Here is a 13,150-nt window from a genome sequence, read left to right as displayed (position 1 = left end):
AACGGGTAAGCCTAGTGCGCCCTGCGGAAAGTTCAATATCAATTTACCCTCACTGCGCCCCCGCCGCCGGGCAGCGGCGGCGCAGTGACCGGTTTTCCCACCGTCAGCGCCACTGGCGCTTCAGTTGTCGCAGTGCATCCGAGTGCAGCTGGCGCGCGCGCTCCTGGCTCAATCCCAGTTGCTCGCCGATCACGCGGAAGGAGCAGTCGCGGTCGGAGGCCAGCCCGTAGCGCAGGTTGAGCACCGTGCGCTGCCGCAGGGGCAGTCGGGCCACCGCCTCGCGCAGTCGCTGGGCGAGTTCCTGGTTGGTGACCAGCTCATCGGTGTTGTAGAGCTCGTCCGCCGGCGCGTAGTCCAGCCGCGTGCTGCTCTGGTCGTCCGCCACCGGGTCGTCGAGTGAGCCGGTGGGGCCGGGCAGTTTGAGCAGGCTCTGGATGCGCTCCAGCTCCAGCCCGGTATGCCTGGCCAGGTTTTCGTCCGATGCCGACAGGCCGTCGGAGCGCACCTCGGCGATGGCGCGGTAGATCGCGCGCAGGTCGTCCTGCACATTGGCGGGCTGGCGCACCAGGTCGTCGTTGCGCCGCAGTGCCAGCTGTATCTCCTGCTGTATCCACCAGTAGGCATAGGTGGAAAAGCGGTAGCCCATCTGTGGTTTGAAGCGCTCGATGGCCTTCATCAGGCCGACGTTGCCTTCCTGTATCAGGTCGATAAACGGCACCGCCGGGTTGCGGAAACGCTTGGCGATGGCGATCACCAGGCGCAGGTTGCACTGGATCAGCTTCTTGCGGCTGGCGCGGAAGCGCCGCAACAGGCTCTGCAGTGCGCTGCGATCGCGTTTGGGCAATTGCCCGGAGGCGAGCAGTTGTTCGGCTTGGGCGATGATCAGGCCGTGATCGTAGGCGCCGGTGCTACCGCGTTGCTCCACGCCCTCGCTGCGCAGTTGCACCAGTTCGACCCCGCGTTTCTGCAGCAGTGCAATCAGTTTGTCCTCCAGCTCCCGCAGCAGGCAGGTGGTGGTGTTTTCCTCCTCTGGAGTCAGCAGTTCCAGCCGGTACAGATGCCGCAGGTAGCTCTGCATCGGCGTGCTGCCGGTATCCGAGGCGTTTTCGTCGGCAGCCGACGTGTCGGCGTTATCTGCCTCGGTTTCGGTGGGTTGTACTGCACCGGCAGCTTCCTCGGTGGGAATGTCGCCGGTGAGTGGTTCGCCTGTTTCCTTCAGCCATGCTTCATCCCTTGAGTAGATGTGTTCTCGGGACAAGTGCGTACACCTTCTGTTGGCTGGATTACCGCGCCCGCGGCCATCGGTGGCCACTGGCGTGTGTTTCATTTTTGAATATAGATGAAATGTGGAAATTTGCGCCGGAATAATCATGACCCGGGGGTTTTCGCCGGTAGCGAAAAAATACGGCTTTTCTATGCTGAATTAAGTGGGCGCCGTTTTGAGGGGGAATGCCGCTGCGGGCGATCGCGCCAGCGCTGTCTGGCTGGGTGATAGTGCGCCAGGCCATGTCTTTTGGTTGCCAGAGGGGGATTCTTTATTTCTCCCGATTCTTATTAGTACCCGGGCAGGAGGTTTATGACGATCGACTGGAAGCAATACAACCCGGGTGACTTCTACGACGAACTGATCAGCACGCCGGGTCACCCGCGCGCGCCGGCGCGGCGGCTGGTGAGTTACCTGGGCTCGCTGACCGCGGACGAGATGGAGGCGCGGCGTATCACCGCCGAGGCCACCATCCAGGAAATGGGAGTCAGCTTTACCGTCTATACCGACGAGGGCAATATCGATCGTTGCTGGCCGTTCGATATAGTCCCGCGGGTCATCGACAAGAAGCTCTGGGATGTGGCCGCCGCCGGGCTCAAGCAGCGGCTGCAGGCCCTGAACCTGTTTATCGACGATCTCTACCACGAACAGAAAATCGTCCGCGACAAAGTGTTGCCGCGGCACATCCTCGATGAGTCTCAGAACTTCCGCCCCGAGTGTGTGGGATTCTCGCCGCCCTGCGGTGTCTGGGCCCATATCTGTGGCACCGACCTGATCCGCGACCGCGACGGTCGCTTCTATGTACTGGAGGACAACCTGCGGGTGCCGTCCGGGGTTTCCTATATGCTCGAGAATCGCGCCATTACCAAGCGGGTGCTGCCGGAGATGTTCGATTCCTACCGCATACTGCCGGTGGACGACTACCCGGACAAACTCTACGACACCCTCGCTGCGATCTCACCGCGTCACCAGCGCGAGCCGGTGATGGCGGTGCTGACGCCGGGAATTTTCAACTCCGCCTATTTCGAGCACGCCTTTCTCGCCCAGCAACTGGGTGCCGAGCTGGTGGAGGGCAGTGATCTGCTGGTGGGCGAGAACGACTGCGTCTACATGCGCACCATCGATGGCCTGGAGCAGGTGGATGTGATCTATCGCCGCATCGATGACCTGTTCCTGGACCCGGAAGTGTTCCGCAGGGATTCGGTGCTGGGCGTGCCCGGCCTGATGCGCGCCTGGAAGGCGGGCAATGTGGCGCTGGCCAACGCACCCGGCGCCGGTGTGGCGGATGACAAGGTGGTCTACGCCTTCGTACCGGACATCATCAAGTACTACCTGGATCAGGACCCGATCCTCGAAAATGTCCAGACCTATCTCTGCGATGACCCCAAGCAGCGGGAGCACGTGCTGAAAAATATCGACAGTCTGGTGATCAAGCCGGCCAATGAATCCGGCGGCTACGGCATGTTGATCGGCCCCCATGCCACGGAAAAGGAACGCCGCGAGTTCGCTGCGCGCATCAGGAAGAATCCGCGCAACTACATCGCCCAGCCCACCATCAGCCTGTCGACGGCGCCGACGGTGACCGACCGCGGCAAGGTGGAACCGCGCCACCTGGACCTGCGCCCGTTTGTATTGCAGGGGCTCGACCTGGAGGTGACCACCGGCGGCCTCACCCGCGTGGCGATGTGCAAGGGCTCCCTGGTGGTGAATTCCTCCCAGGGCGGTGGCAGCAAGGATACCTGGATCGTCGACCGGAAGGGGGATTGAATGCTGTCGCGGGTCGCCGAGCGGATCTACTGGACTGCGCGCTACCTGGAGCGGGCGGAAAATACCGCGCGCCTGGTCAACGTCTATTCGAAAATGCTGCTGGACCTGCCCGGCGGGGTAGATATCGGCTGGTACAACCTGGTGACGCTCAACAGCGCGGAGCAGTTGTTCGGGCAGAAATTCAAGAGACGCGACGAGCGCAACGTGATCAGGTTCCTGTTGGCCGATCCGGACTTCAGCGGCTCGGTGCTCACCTCGCTGAAAATGATCCGCGAAAATATCCGCACCACCCGCGATGCGCTGCCGGCGGAAGCCTGGGAGCAGGCCAACGAATCCACCCTCTTCGCCACCAGCCGCCTGGACGAGGGCTTGCGACGCGGCGACCGCTACGAATACCTGGACGGTATCATCCGCTGCTGCCAGCAGTTGAGTGGACTGCTGGATACCACCATGCGCCGCGACGCGGGTTGGGAGTTTTTCCGCCTGGGGCGCAACCTGGAGCGGGCGGACATGACCTCGCGCCTTCTCGATGCCGGCGCCTCCATGCTGCAGGAGCACCCGGGCCGGGAGGAACCGCTGAACCTGGTGCAGATCGTCTGCGGCAATGTGCTGCGCTCCGCCAGCGCCTACCAGCCCTACCGGCGCGTGATCAAGGGACCGGTGCGCAGCCGGCTGGTGGTGCGCTTCCTGTTGGAAGACGAACTGTTTCCGCGCTCGGTGGCCCACTGCATCGACCAGATGATCGACGCGGCGGGCGCACTGCCGCGCCAGCGCCGCGTGCTCAAACTGCTGAAATGCGAGCGCAAACAGATTTTCGCGGAACTGGACGAGGAAAAACTGGAGCACGACCTGCGCGACTATCTCAACTCGCTGCAGCTGCAGCTGGCGGATTTCCACCGGGCATTCAGCCACAACTGGTTTGCCCTGGAACAGCCGGGCGACACATGACCACGCGCGTCGCGTTGCGACACACCACCGAGTACCGCTTTGACCGCGCCGTGACCCTCGCCCCGCACACCCTGCGCCTGCGGCCGACGCCCCACGCTCGCACACCGGTGTCGGCCTACACGCTGCGCATCGAACCCGCGGAACATTGCATCAACTGGCAACAGGACCCTTTCGGCAATTACCAGGCGCGGGTGGTCTTTGCGGAAAAGACCGAGCGGTTGAAGGTGAATGTGGAAGTGATTGCCGAAGTGGAGGCGATCAATCCGTTTGATTTCTTTATCGAACCCTACGCCGAGCAGTTTCCGTTTTCCTATCCCGAAGCACTGGCCCGGGACTTGGCGCCCTACCTGGAAATCCGCGAGCGGGGCCCGCTGCTGCGGCAGTACCTGCACGGCCTGGACCGGCACCGGCAGCCACTGGTCGAATTCCTGGTGGCGTTGAACCAGCGGCTGTACAGCGATATCCGCTACTGCCAGCGTATGGATGCCGGTGTGCAGGATGGCGAGGAAACCCTGCTCCAGCGCACCGGTTCCTGCCGCGACAGCGCCTGGCTACTGGTCCAGTTGCTGCGCCATCTGGGGCTGGCCGCGCGCTTTGCCTCCGGTTACCTGGTCCAGCTGGCCGCGGACGAGCCGGAGCCCGGTGCCCCGGCAAAAGATTTTACCGACCTGCACGCCTGGGCCGAGGTGTTCGTGCCCGGAGCCGGCTGGGTGGGGCTGGATCCCACTTCCGGCCTGCTGGCCGGCGAGGCCCATATCCCGCTGGCCTGTACCCCGTCACCGGAATCGGCTGCGCCCGTCACCGGTTCCACCGAGCCCTGCGAGGTGACGTTCCGTTACTGCAACAGCATCGAGCGGTTGCGCGACACGCCGCGGGTCACCCGGCCCTACAGCGAGGAACAGTGGCTGGCGATCGACGCCCTGGGCGAGCGGATCGAGCGGGACCTGCAGGCGCAGGACGTGCGCCTGACCATGGGCGGAGAGCCCACCTTCGTGTCCGCCGACGACCGCGCGCACCCGCAGTGGAATACCGAGGCCGCCGGGGACGAAAAGCTGTCGCTGGCGCGCGAGCTGCTGCTGCGCCTGCAGCGCCGCTTCGCTCCCGGCGCCGTCCGCCAGCACGGCCACGGCAAATCCTACCCGGGTGAGGAGGCACCGCGCTGGGCGCTGGGCTGTTACTGGCTGAAAAATGGCGAGCCGCTGTGGCGGGATGAAAACCTCCTTGCCGATCCACGGCGGGATTACGGTTCCGGCAATGGCGATGCGCAACGCTTTTTGCAGGCGCTGGGCGCCGAATTGGAACTGGAGGTGGCCTGTATCCTGCCCGCCTTTGAAGACCGCGCGCTGATCGACTGGAAACGGCGGCAACTGCCGGTCGACCTGGACCCGGAAAAACTGTCCGAAAGTGACGATCGAAAGCTGCGCCAGCTGGCCCGCCACCTGCAACTGGATACCGGCGAGCCGGCCGGTTTCGTGTTGCCGCTGTCCCACTGCCGGCGGGGCGACAGCTGGCGCACCGAACGCTGGCGGTTGCGCAACGGGCGCCTGACATTGCTGCTCGGCGACGCGCCGCTGGGGCTGCGCCTGCCACTCGCGGCACTGCCGGGCGGTGGCGACGGGCGTGAACCGGTGCGCACGGCGCTGGCGGTGCAGGCCGTGCGCGGCTGTCTCCACGTCTTCCTGCCGCCGCTCCAGGCGCTGGATGCCTGGATAGAGCTGGTCGCGGCGATAGAGAGGGTTGCCGCGGCGGAACGACGGCCGGTGGTATTGCAGGGCTACGGGCCGCCGCGGGACCCGCGCCTGCAACGCCTGTTGCTGACGCCGGACCCGGGCGTGCTGGAAGTCAATATCCAGCCCGCCGCCAACTGGCGGGAAATCGTCGACAACACCGGCGCGCTGTTCGAGGAGGCGCGGCAACTGCGGCTGAGTCCGTACAAGTTCCTGTCGGATGGCCGCCAGGTGGGCAGCGGCGGCGGCAACCATATCGCGCTCGGCGGCGCCACGGTGGCGGACAGCCCGCTGTTGCGGCGGCCGGACCTGCTGCGCAGCCTGGTGACCTGCTGGCAGCGGCACCCGTCGCTGTCCTATGTTTTCTCCGGCCTGTTTGTCGGCCCCACATCGCAGGCGCCGCGGGTCGACCAGGGGCGCGACGAAGCGCTCTACGAACTGGAGATCGCCTTCCGGCAACTGCGGCCGGGGATGGCACCGGAACAGCTGGACCGGGCCCTGCGCCACCTGTTCGTGGATATCACCGGCAGCCGCCACCGCTCGGAATTCTGTGTCGACAAACTCTACCCGTCGGAAGCGGGGGCCGAGGGCGGCCGGCTCGGCGTCCTCGAATTGCGCGGTTTTGAAATGCCGCCGCACCCGCGTATGGCGCTGGTACAGCTGTTGCTGCTGCGCTGCCTGGTGGCCCATTTCTGGCGCCGCCCGCTGCAGGGGAGGCTGGTGCGCTGGGGCACGCAACTGCAGGACCGTTTCCTGCTGCCGCATTTTGTCTGGCGCGACCTGTGCGAACTCTGCGGGGAGCTCAACGATGCGGGTTACCACTTTGACCCACAGTGGCTGCGGCCGTTTATGGCATTCCGTTTTCCGCGCTTCGGCGAGGTGCAGCTGGGCGATCTGAGCCTGGAGCTGCGCTGGGCCATCGAGCCCTGGCAGGTGCTGGGCGAATCGGTACACAGTGGCGCCAGCGCGCGGCCGGTGGATTCCTCCATGGAGCGGCTGCAGGTGCGGCTGACCGGCGCCGGCGGCGACCGCTACCTGCTGGCCTGTAACGGCCGCCGGGTACCGCTGCGGGCCACGGGTCGCGGCGACGAGCGGGTGGCGGGCGTGCGCTACCGCGCCCACAGCCTGGCCGACAGCCTGCATCCGGAAATCCGTGTCCACACGCCGCTGGTGTTCGACCTGGTGGACACCTGGAGCGGTCGCGCGATCGGCGGCTGCACCTTCCATTCCTGCTATCCATCCGGGCGCCGCTGCCAGGCGCCGCCGGTCAACGGCCTGGAGGCCGAGGCGCGCCGCGCGCAGCGCCTGCAGAAATTCGGCCATACTCCCGGTGTGGCGGAGAATTTGCCGCCGCCGGAGGAGATCGATGACGAATACCCCTACACCCTGGACCTGCGCCGAAGGCCGCCGCTGAGTCGAGGCGCTGACGATGAGTGACGATCCGCTGCTGGAGCGCTTCCTCGCCGGCTACCGCTGTCCCGCGGATATTTTCGACGAGCTGCGGGCGCGCGACGGTGGGCTCGATCCCGGCTGGTCTCACCTGCTGGGCCATTTCGCGCGACTGAGTGCCGCCGAGCTGGACGAACGGCTGCGCAAGCTGCAGCGGGTGCTGCGCGACGACGGTGCCAGTTACATGCTGACCGGACCGGCCGGCGCGCCGGCGGCACAGACCTGGGAGCTGGATCCGATTCCGCAACTGATCGACGGTGCCGAGTGGCGGACGCTCGAGGCCGGTCTCGAGGAGCGGGCGCAGATTCTCGATCTGTTGCTGAAGGATATCTACGGTCCCCAACACCTGGTTCGCGACGGCGTGATTCCACCCGAACTGGTCTACGCCAACGCCGACTTCCTGCGCCCCTGCCACGGTATCGGCATTGACGGCAGGCAGTTGCTGACCGTTTACGCGGCGGACCTGATGCGGGCGCCGGACGGTGTCAGGCGGGTGGTCGGCGATCGGACCCAGATGCCGGCGGGGCTGGGCTTCGCACTGGAAAACCGCGCCGCCATGGCGCGGGTCATGCCGGAGTTGTTCGGCGCCCGGCGGGTGCGCTCGCTGGCGGATTTCTTCCGCGCACTGCGGCGGGCGCTGGAGTCCCTGGCGCCGCCGGAGCGGTCACCGATGATCGGGCTGCTGACGTCGGGGCCGCGGGACCGCGATTATTTCGAACACGCCTATCTGGCCAATTACCTGGGATTCCCGCTGTTGCGCGGCGCCGACCTGGCGCTGCGCAACGGCGGCCTGTTCATGAAGGGGGTGGGGGGGCTGGACCGGATGGATGTGCTGCTGCGCTACGTCGTGGACTACCATTGCGACCCGGTGGAATTGAACGATGAATCCACCCTGGGGGTACCCGGCCTGCTGGACGCGTCGCGCCGGGGGCGGGTGGCCATCGCCAACCCGCTTGGCAGCGGTGTACTGGAGAACCCGGCGCTGCTGAAATACTTCGACGGTATCGCGCGCCACTTCCTCGGTCGGCCGCCGCTGCTGCAATCGGCGACCAGCTACTGGTGCGGCGATCCGGCAGACCTGCAGCGGGTGATGGAGCGGCTGCCGCAACTGGTGGTCAAGCGACTGTTCCGCAAGCCGCAGCGGGACCGCTACTACGGCTACCTGTTGTCCGAAGAGGAGCGCGAGGCACTGTGCCGGCAGATCCGCGCCGCGCCCCATCACTACTGCGCCCAGGAGTTGCAGACACCGGCGCGGCTGCCGGCCCTGGCCGACAGCGGCCTGGTCGGGCGCCCCGCCGTGTTGCGCTGTTTTGCGGTGGCCGGGCACGGCGGCGGCTACCGGGTGATGCCCGGCGGCCTGTCGCGAATCGGTACCAGCGGCAGTCCCTATGTGGTCACCAGCGAGCCGGGGCTGCGGGCCAAGGATACCTGGGTCGCCGACGACAGGCCCGCGGCCGGCGATACCCGCGAACACACGCGGCCACTGGCGGAGGTGAGCGAGCGCCGCGCCGTGCACACCCCCAGCCGGGTGGTGGAAAACCTCTTCTGGATGGGGCGCTACTGCGAGCGCACGGAGATGACGGCGCGGCTGTTGCGCACCGTGTTCATCCAGCTGGGCAGTGACAGTGCGCCGCACAGCGACGGCATGCGCCAGTTGCTGGCGGCTCTCAGCCATACCACCGGCTGCCTGCCGGGCTTTGCCGGCGACGACCGGCAGTGGCGCCATCCGCAGGGCGAGTTGCGCGAACTGGTGCTGGATCGCTGCAAGATCGGCAGTATCAGCGCCACCCTGCAGTCGCTGTTGGGTGCGGCGGAGGAAGTCAGGGACCTGCTCAGCCCCGACAGCCACCGCATCGTCAACGATCTCCACGGACAGCTGGAGGCGCTGCCGGCGGCACTGGCGGGGGATATGGCCACGGCGCCGGAGGAGGCGTTGAATGCGCTGGTCACCAGCCTGCTGGCGGTTTCCGGCCTGGAGCAGGAGAGCATGATGCGGGATACAGGCTGGTACTTCCTGGATATGGGCAAACGCCTGGAGCGGGCCCAGGAGACGCTGACGCTGATCCAGCGCACCTGCGTGGCACCCGCGGAACCACTGGACCGGGCCCTGTTGTTGGAGTCGGTACTGCTCAGTGTCGAGGCGCTGATCACATACCGGCAGCACTACCGTACCCAGTTGTGTCTGCGCGACACCCTGGCGCTGTTGCTGTTCGATGGCGGGAATCCGCGCGCGCTGGCCTACCAGCTGCACTGCCTGCAGTCGGACCTGGCGCAGTTGCCCGGGGGGCACGGCGACACCGGCGCGGCGCGGGCGCGGGACCTGTTGCGGGAGGCGCTGGCGCGGGTGGAGCGAGGCGCTGCCGGGCAGCTGGCGCGGCCGGCGGCGGACGGGCGCCACGCGCTGCTGGACCAGTTTGTCGCGGAGGTGCGCGATCTGTTGATCCAGTTTGCCGTGGCCGTCAGTGATCGCTATTTCGAGCACCTGCAGAACCCGCAACTGCTCGGCCGCCAGGCGATGGACGAAGAATTCTAGCGGGGGCCGCGTTGTTGTACCGAATCCGCCACAGCACCCGCTACCGCTATGACAGCGTCGTCTCCCAGTGCTACAACCAGGGACATCTCCTGCCGCGCGACAGCGGGCACCAGTGCTGCCTGTCCAGCTCCGTCGCGGTGACGCCGCAGCCGGATTCCGCCAGCGAGCGGCGGGACTACTTCGGCAACCGCGTCTACCAGTTCTCGATATTGTCGCCACACCGCGAAATGGCAGTGACCGCGGTCAGCGAGGTGCGCATCGGCGGGCGCCCACCGCTGGACCCCGATCGCGGGCCCAGTTGTGAGCGGGTGCGCGCGGCGTTGGCCGACCCGACCGACGCCGCGCAGCGGCGCGCGCGGGAGTTCTGCCTGAACTCGCCGATGGTCAAGCGGCGCGATGCCCTGGCGGGTTTCGCCGCGGCGTATTTCGCCGCCGGCAACGCCTTTCCCCAGGCGGTGCTGGATCTCAGCTGCAAGATCCACCGCGAGTTCGACTACGACCCGGCCGCCACCACCGTGGCCACGCCCCTGGCCGAGGTACTGGAGCGGCGCAGTGGTGTCTGCCAGGATTTCGCCCACCTGGCGATCGGTTGCCTGCGCTCCCTCGGCTTTGCCGCGCGCTATGTCAGTGGCTACCTGGAGACGCTGCCGCCGCCGGGCCAGCCCAAACGGGTGGGGGCCGATGCCAGCCACGCCTGGTTTGCGGTCTTTGTGCCGGATCTCGGCTGGCTGGAGTTCGATCCCACCAACGACCAGATGGCCGACGAACACTATATCGCCACTGCCTGGGGCCGGGACTATACGGATGTGACGCCACTGAAGGGGGTTCTGTACGGCGGCAAGGGGGGATTGCCGGATGTTTCGGTCGACGTCCAGCGGGTGGAATAACGCCGGCTGCCCCGGCCCCGCTTGCGGGCTCCGGGGGAGCGGTTTTCTTATTTCAGCCGCTTGACCCGCATACTCCGCGCGCCGCCGACTTTCTTCATCATGAAGGAGCCGAACAGCGCCCGCTCCACGACCACCGTATCGCCCTCGTCCCAGATGACCCGGGTGCTGTCGTTCTGGCGCCACACCTGGCCGTTGTCCAGTGTGAACACCAGCTTGCCATAGGCCGCCTCGCCGATATCGTCGATCTTTGCCTGCATGGAGTCCGGTGCCTCCTCGGCGATGCGCTCCTGTTCGCGGCCGAAATCCCGTTCCGCACGTTCGTCCAGGGACCCGCTCAGGGCGTCGTAGCAGGCCAGGCGCTCGCTGTCTTTGTCGAGACTGGCACAGCCCCTGAGCTGGTTGGTGAGGGAGTCGGTGTCGGCGCCGGCACCGGCGGCGGCCAGCAGCAGGGCGATCAGGGTAAAGGTTCTCATGGTGTCGGCCTGGTTGGTGGAGTTAGGCGAATTCTGCCGGACGGTGGCGGAATCCTCAAACGGAAACGTGCTTGTTGTCACGTTTTGGGTAGAACTGCCATGGAACAATGCATGGTGCCTAACAACCATAAATTCACACTGTCAGGGGTTGGAAAATGAAGAAACTCATTATTCCCGCAATCGTCATCGCCGCTATCGGCGGCTACTTCTATTACCAGAACATGGAGCCCGCTTCCCCCGAGGCGGAAATTGCCAGCGAGGTCGATACGGCCGTAGGGGAGGCCGGCGCCGCAATGGAGGAGGCCGCTGCGGAGGCGAAGGATGAGGGCGTGGTCGCCAGCAATGAAATGATGGAGACCGGGGGCGATGTGTTCGCCGATGCCCCCGAACAGATGATGGATACCGCTGCAGAGGTGGCGGATGAAACCGCGGACGCCGCCGGCGAGGCAATGGACACCGTCGCCGACGAATCCGAACAGGCGGTGGAGGAAATCGCGGACGAAATGCCGGAAGAGTAGACCCGTCCCGTGCGAACACCCGGGCCGGCCCGGGTTGTTCTCCCTCCCGCTTATCCCTTTATCCCTGCGCGTTAAACTGTTTGCCGCTCACGCCCTTGCTGTCATCCCCCATCAGGTAGAGATAGGTCGGCATGATGTCCTCCGGCGTCGTCACCGTTTGCGGGTCCTCGGCCGGGTAGGCGGTCGCACGCATATTGGTGCGGGTGGCGCCGGGGTTGATGCTGTTGGCGCGCACATTGGAGACCCCGTCCAGCTCGTCGGCCAGCACCTGCATCAGCCCCTCGGTGGCGAACTTTGACACCGCGTAGGCGCCCCAGTAGGCGCGCCCCTTCAGGCCGACGCTGGAGCCGGTAAAGACCACCGAGCCGGACTGTGCATTTTCCAGCAGTGGCAGCAGGGTTTTGGTGAGGCCGAAAGCGGCGTTCACGTTCACCTGCATCACCTGCTCCCAGGTACCGAAATGGTAATTGGCGATGGGTGTGCGCTGGCCCAGCAGGCCGGCGTTGTGCAGCAGTCCGTCCAGGCGCCCGAACTCCTGGTCCACGGCCTCGGCAAAATGCTCGAAGTTTTCGATGCGCGCCTGCTGCAGGTCCATCGGGAAGATCGCCGGCTGCGGGCCGCCGGCCCGCTCGATTTCGTCGTATACGGCTTCCAGCTTGGGGGTGGTGCGGCCCAGCAGGATCACCGTGGCGCCGTGGGCGGCGAAGGTCCTGGCCGCGGTGCGGCCGATACCGTCGCCGGCGCCGGTGACGAGAATGACCTTGTCTTCCAGTAGGTCTTCGGGGGCTTGATAGTCGCCGATAAATTCAGACATGGAGGTTCCGGAGCTTGTAGTATCGAATAGGCTGGTCGTGGCCAATGGTTGTTGTTATAGGGTTTCCCCGAGTCCCGGGTCCCGGGTCCCGAGTTCCGTTTTTTCAATATAGTGTTTCTGCAACAGCGGCCAGATTTCCCCGGCCGAATCCACCAGGTGATCGGCCCCCCAGTTGGCCGGGTCATCGCCCTCGTCGATATAGCCGTAGCGGCAGCCGATGGTGGGCATGCCGGCATCGCGGCCGGCGATGATATCCCGCTCGTGGTCGCCCACGTAGATGGCTTCCCGGGGAAGGCAGCCGATTCGGCGGCAGGCCAGCAGCACCGCTTCCGGGTCCGGCTTGCGCTTTGCGACGTGGTCGGGGCAGATGACGGCGCTCGGCGCCGGCAGGTGGGTGAAGGCCTGCATCAGCGGCACCGTATAGGCCTCCGGCTTGTTGGTCACCAGGCCCCAGGCGATATCGTTGGCCGCCAGGTGGCCGAGGAGTTTCTCTATCCCGGGGAAGGGGACGGTCTTCTCCGCCAGGTGTGCCAGGTAGAGGTCCAGCAGGCGCTGGCGCAGGTCTTCAAAGGCTGGGTCACCCTCGTCTTTGCCGAACCCCAGGGTCACCAGCGCGCGGGCGCCGTTGGATACCACCGAGCGCACGGCGGCGTCCGGCAGCGGCGGCAACTGTTCCTGCTGGCGGAGTTGATTCAAGACCACGACGAAGTCCGGTGCGGTATCGAACAGGGTGCCGTCGAGGTCGAAGAGTACTGCTTTCATCGAAATAC

10 protein-coding genes are annotated in these 13,150 nt (G+C 65.9%); 6 read left to right on the top strand and 4 right to left on the bottom strand.

Annotated elements, in window-relative coordinates; translation table 11 throughout:
• Nucleotides 1-103 precede the first annotated feature (103 nt).
• On the bottom strand, nucleotides 104-1,258 hold the full coding sequence (locus tag MWN76_RS15455) for a sigma-70 family RNA polymerase sigma factor (protein WP_250462733.1): 1,155 nt from the start codon (nucleotides 1,256-1,258) through the stop codon (nucleotides 104-106).
• 318 nt (nucleotides 1,259-1,576) lie between these two features.
• On the opposite strand from MWN76_RS15455, the gene MWN76_RS15450 reads away from it, so the two are divergent.
• Genes MWN76_RS15450 through MWN76_RS15430 form a run of 5 tightly spaced genes read left to right on the top strand, consistent with a single transcriptional unit; the run spans nucleotide 1,577 to nucleotide 10,575 of the window.
• A complete protein-coding gene (locus tag MWN76_RS15450) occupies nucleotides 1,577-3,031 on the top strand; it encodes a circularly permuted type 2 ATP-grasp protein (RefSeq protein ID WP_250462730.1) in 1,455 nt (484 codons plus the stop codon).
• Nucleotides 3,032-3,979, top strand: coding sequence for an alpha-E domain-containing protein (locus MWN76_RS15445; protein ID WP_250462727.1), 948 nt, complete (start codon nucleotides 3,032-3,034; stop codon nucleotides 3,977-3,979).
• The gene (locus MWN76_RS15440; RefSeq protein WP_250462724.1) at nucleotides 3,976-7,143 is read left to right on the top strand and encodes a transglutaminase family protein; all 3,168 of its coding nucleotides are present in this window, start codon (nucleotides 3,976-3,978) and stop codon (nucleotides 7,141-7,143) included. Before MWN76_RS15445 ends, MWN76_RS15440 begins: the two co-directional genes overlap by 4 nt.
• On the top strand, nucleotides 7,136-9,688 hold the full coding sequence (locus MWN76_RS15435; RefSeq protein ID WP_250462721.1) for a circularly permuted type 2 ATP-grasp protein: 2,553 nt from the start codon (nucleotides 7,136-7,138) through the stop codon (nucleotides 9,686-9,688). Before MWN76_RS15440 ends, MWN76_RS15435 begins: the two co-directional genes overlap by 8 nt.
• Before the next feature lie 11 nt (nucleotides 9,689-9,699).
• Complete coding sequence (locus tag MWN76_RS15430) at nucleotides 9,700-10,575, top strand: transglutaminase family protein (RefSeq protein WP_250462718.1); 876 nt, start codon at nucleotides 9,700-9,702, stop codon at nucleotides 10,573-10,575.
• A gap of 47 nt (nucleotides 10,576-10,622) precedes the next feature.
• On the opposite strand, the gene MWN76_RS15425 is transcribed toward MWN76_RS15430, so the two are convergent.
• Nucleotides 10,623-11,048: a hypothetical protein gene (locus MWN76_RS15425; protein WP_250462715.1), complete on the bottom strand. Its 426-nt coding sequence runs from the start codon at nucleotides 11,046-11,048 to the stop codon at nucleotides 10,623-10,625.
• Nucleotides 11,049-11,203: 155 nt separating this feature from the next.
• Here MWN76_RS15425 and MWN76_RS15420 point away from each other — a divergent pair, with 155 nt between their 5' ends.
• On the top strand, nucleotides 11,204-11,566 hold the full coding sequence (locus MWN76_RS15420; RefSeq protein WP_250462712.1) for a hypothetical protein: 363 nt from the start codon (nucleotides 11,204-11,206) through the stop codon (nucleotides 11,564-11,566).
• A gap of 58 nt (nucleotides 11,567-11,624) precedes the next feature.
• Here the strand turns inward: MWN76_RS15420 and MWN76_RS15415 are convergent, their stop codons facing one another.
• Both MWN76_RS15415 and MWN76_RS15410 read right to left on the bottom strand, forming a co-directional pair.
• Nucleotides 11,625-12,380: a YciK family oxidoreductase gene (locus tag MWN76_RS15415; RefSeq protein ID WP_250462709.1), complete on the bottom strand. Its 756-nt coding sequence runs from the start codon at nucleotides 12,378-12,380 to the stop codon at nucleotides 11,625-11,627.
• A 54-nt stretch (nucleotides 12,381-12,434) separates the two neighbouring features.
• On the bottom strand, nucleotides 12,435-13,142 hold the full coding sequence (locus MWN76_RS15410) for an HAD-IA family hydrolase (protein WP_250462706.1): 708 nt from the start codon (nucleotides 13,140-13,142) through the stop codon (nucleotides 12,435-12,437).
• Nucleotides 13,143-13,150 lie beyond the last annotated feature (8 nt).

Source organism: Microbulbifer litoralis (genome assembly GCF_023634065.1).
Taxonomy (GTDB): Bacteria; Pseudomonadota; Gammaproteobacteria; order Pseudomonadales; family Cellvibrionaceae; genus Microbulbifer; species Microbulbifer litoralis.
Note: the sequence above shows the minus strand (reverse complement) of the source record. Positions and strands in the feature narration are given on the sequence as shown.

Excerpts from the sequence above, each read along its gene's own strand:
- MWN76_RS15450 (WP_250462730.1), top strand. The coding sequence starts at position 1,577 with ATGACGATCGACTGGAAGCAATACAACCCGGGTGACTTCTACGACGAA.
- MWN76_RS15445 (WP_250462727.1), top strand. The coding sequence starts at position 3,032 with ATGCTGTCGCGGGTCGCCGAGCGGATCTACTGGACTGCGCGCTACCTG.
- MWN76_RS15440 (WP_250462724.1), top strand. The coding sequence starts at position 3,976 with ATGACCACGCGCGTCGCGTTGCGACACACCACCGAGTACCGCTTTGAC.
- MWN76_RS15435 (WP_250462721.1), top strand. The coding sequence starts at position 7,136 with ATGAGTGACGATCCGCTGCTGGAGCGCTTCCTCGCCGGCTACCGCTGT.
- MWN76_RS15425 (WP_250462715.1), bottom strand. The coding sequence starts at position 11,048 with ATGAGAACCTTTACCCTGATCGCCCTGCTGCTGGCCGCCGCCGGTGCC.
- MWN76_RS15420 (WP_250462712.1), top strand. The coding sequence starts at position 11,204 with ATGAAGAAACTCATTATTCCCGCAATCGTCATCGCCGCTATCGGCGGC.
- MWN76_RS15415 (WP_250462709.1), bottom strand. The coding sequence starts at position 12,380 with ATGTCTGAATTTATCGGCGACTATCAAGCCCCCGAAGACCTACTGGAA.
- MWN76_RS15410 (WP_250462706.1), bottom strand. The coding sequence starts at position 13,142 with ATGAAAGCAGTACTCTTCGACCTCGACGGCACCCTGTTCGATACCGCA.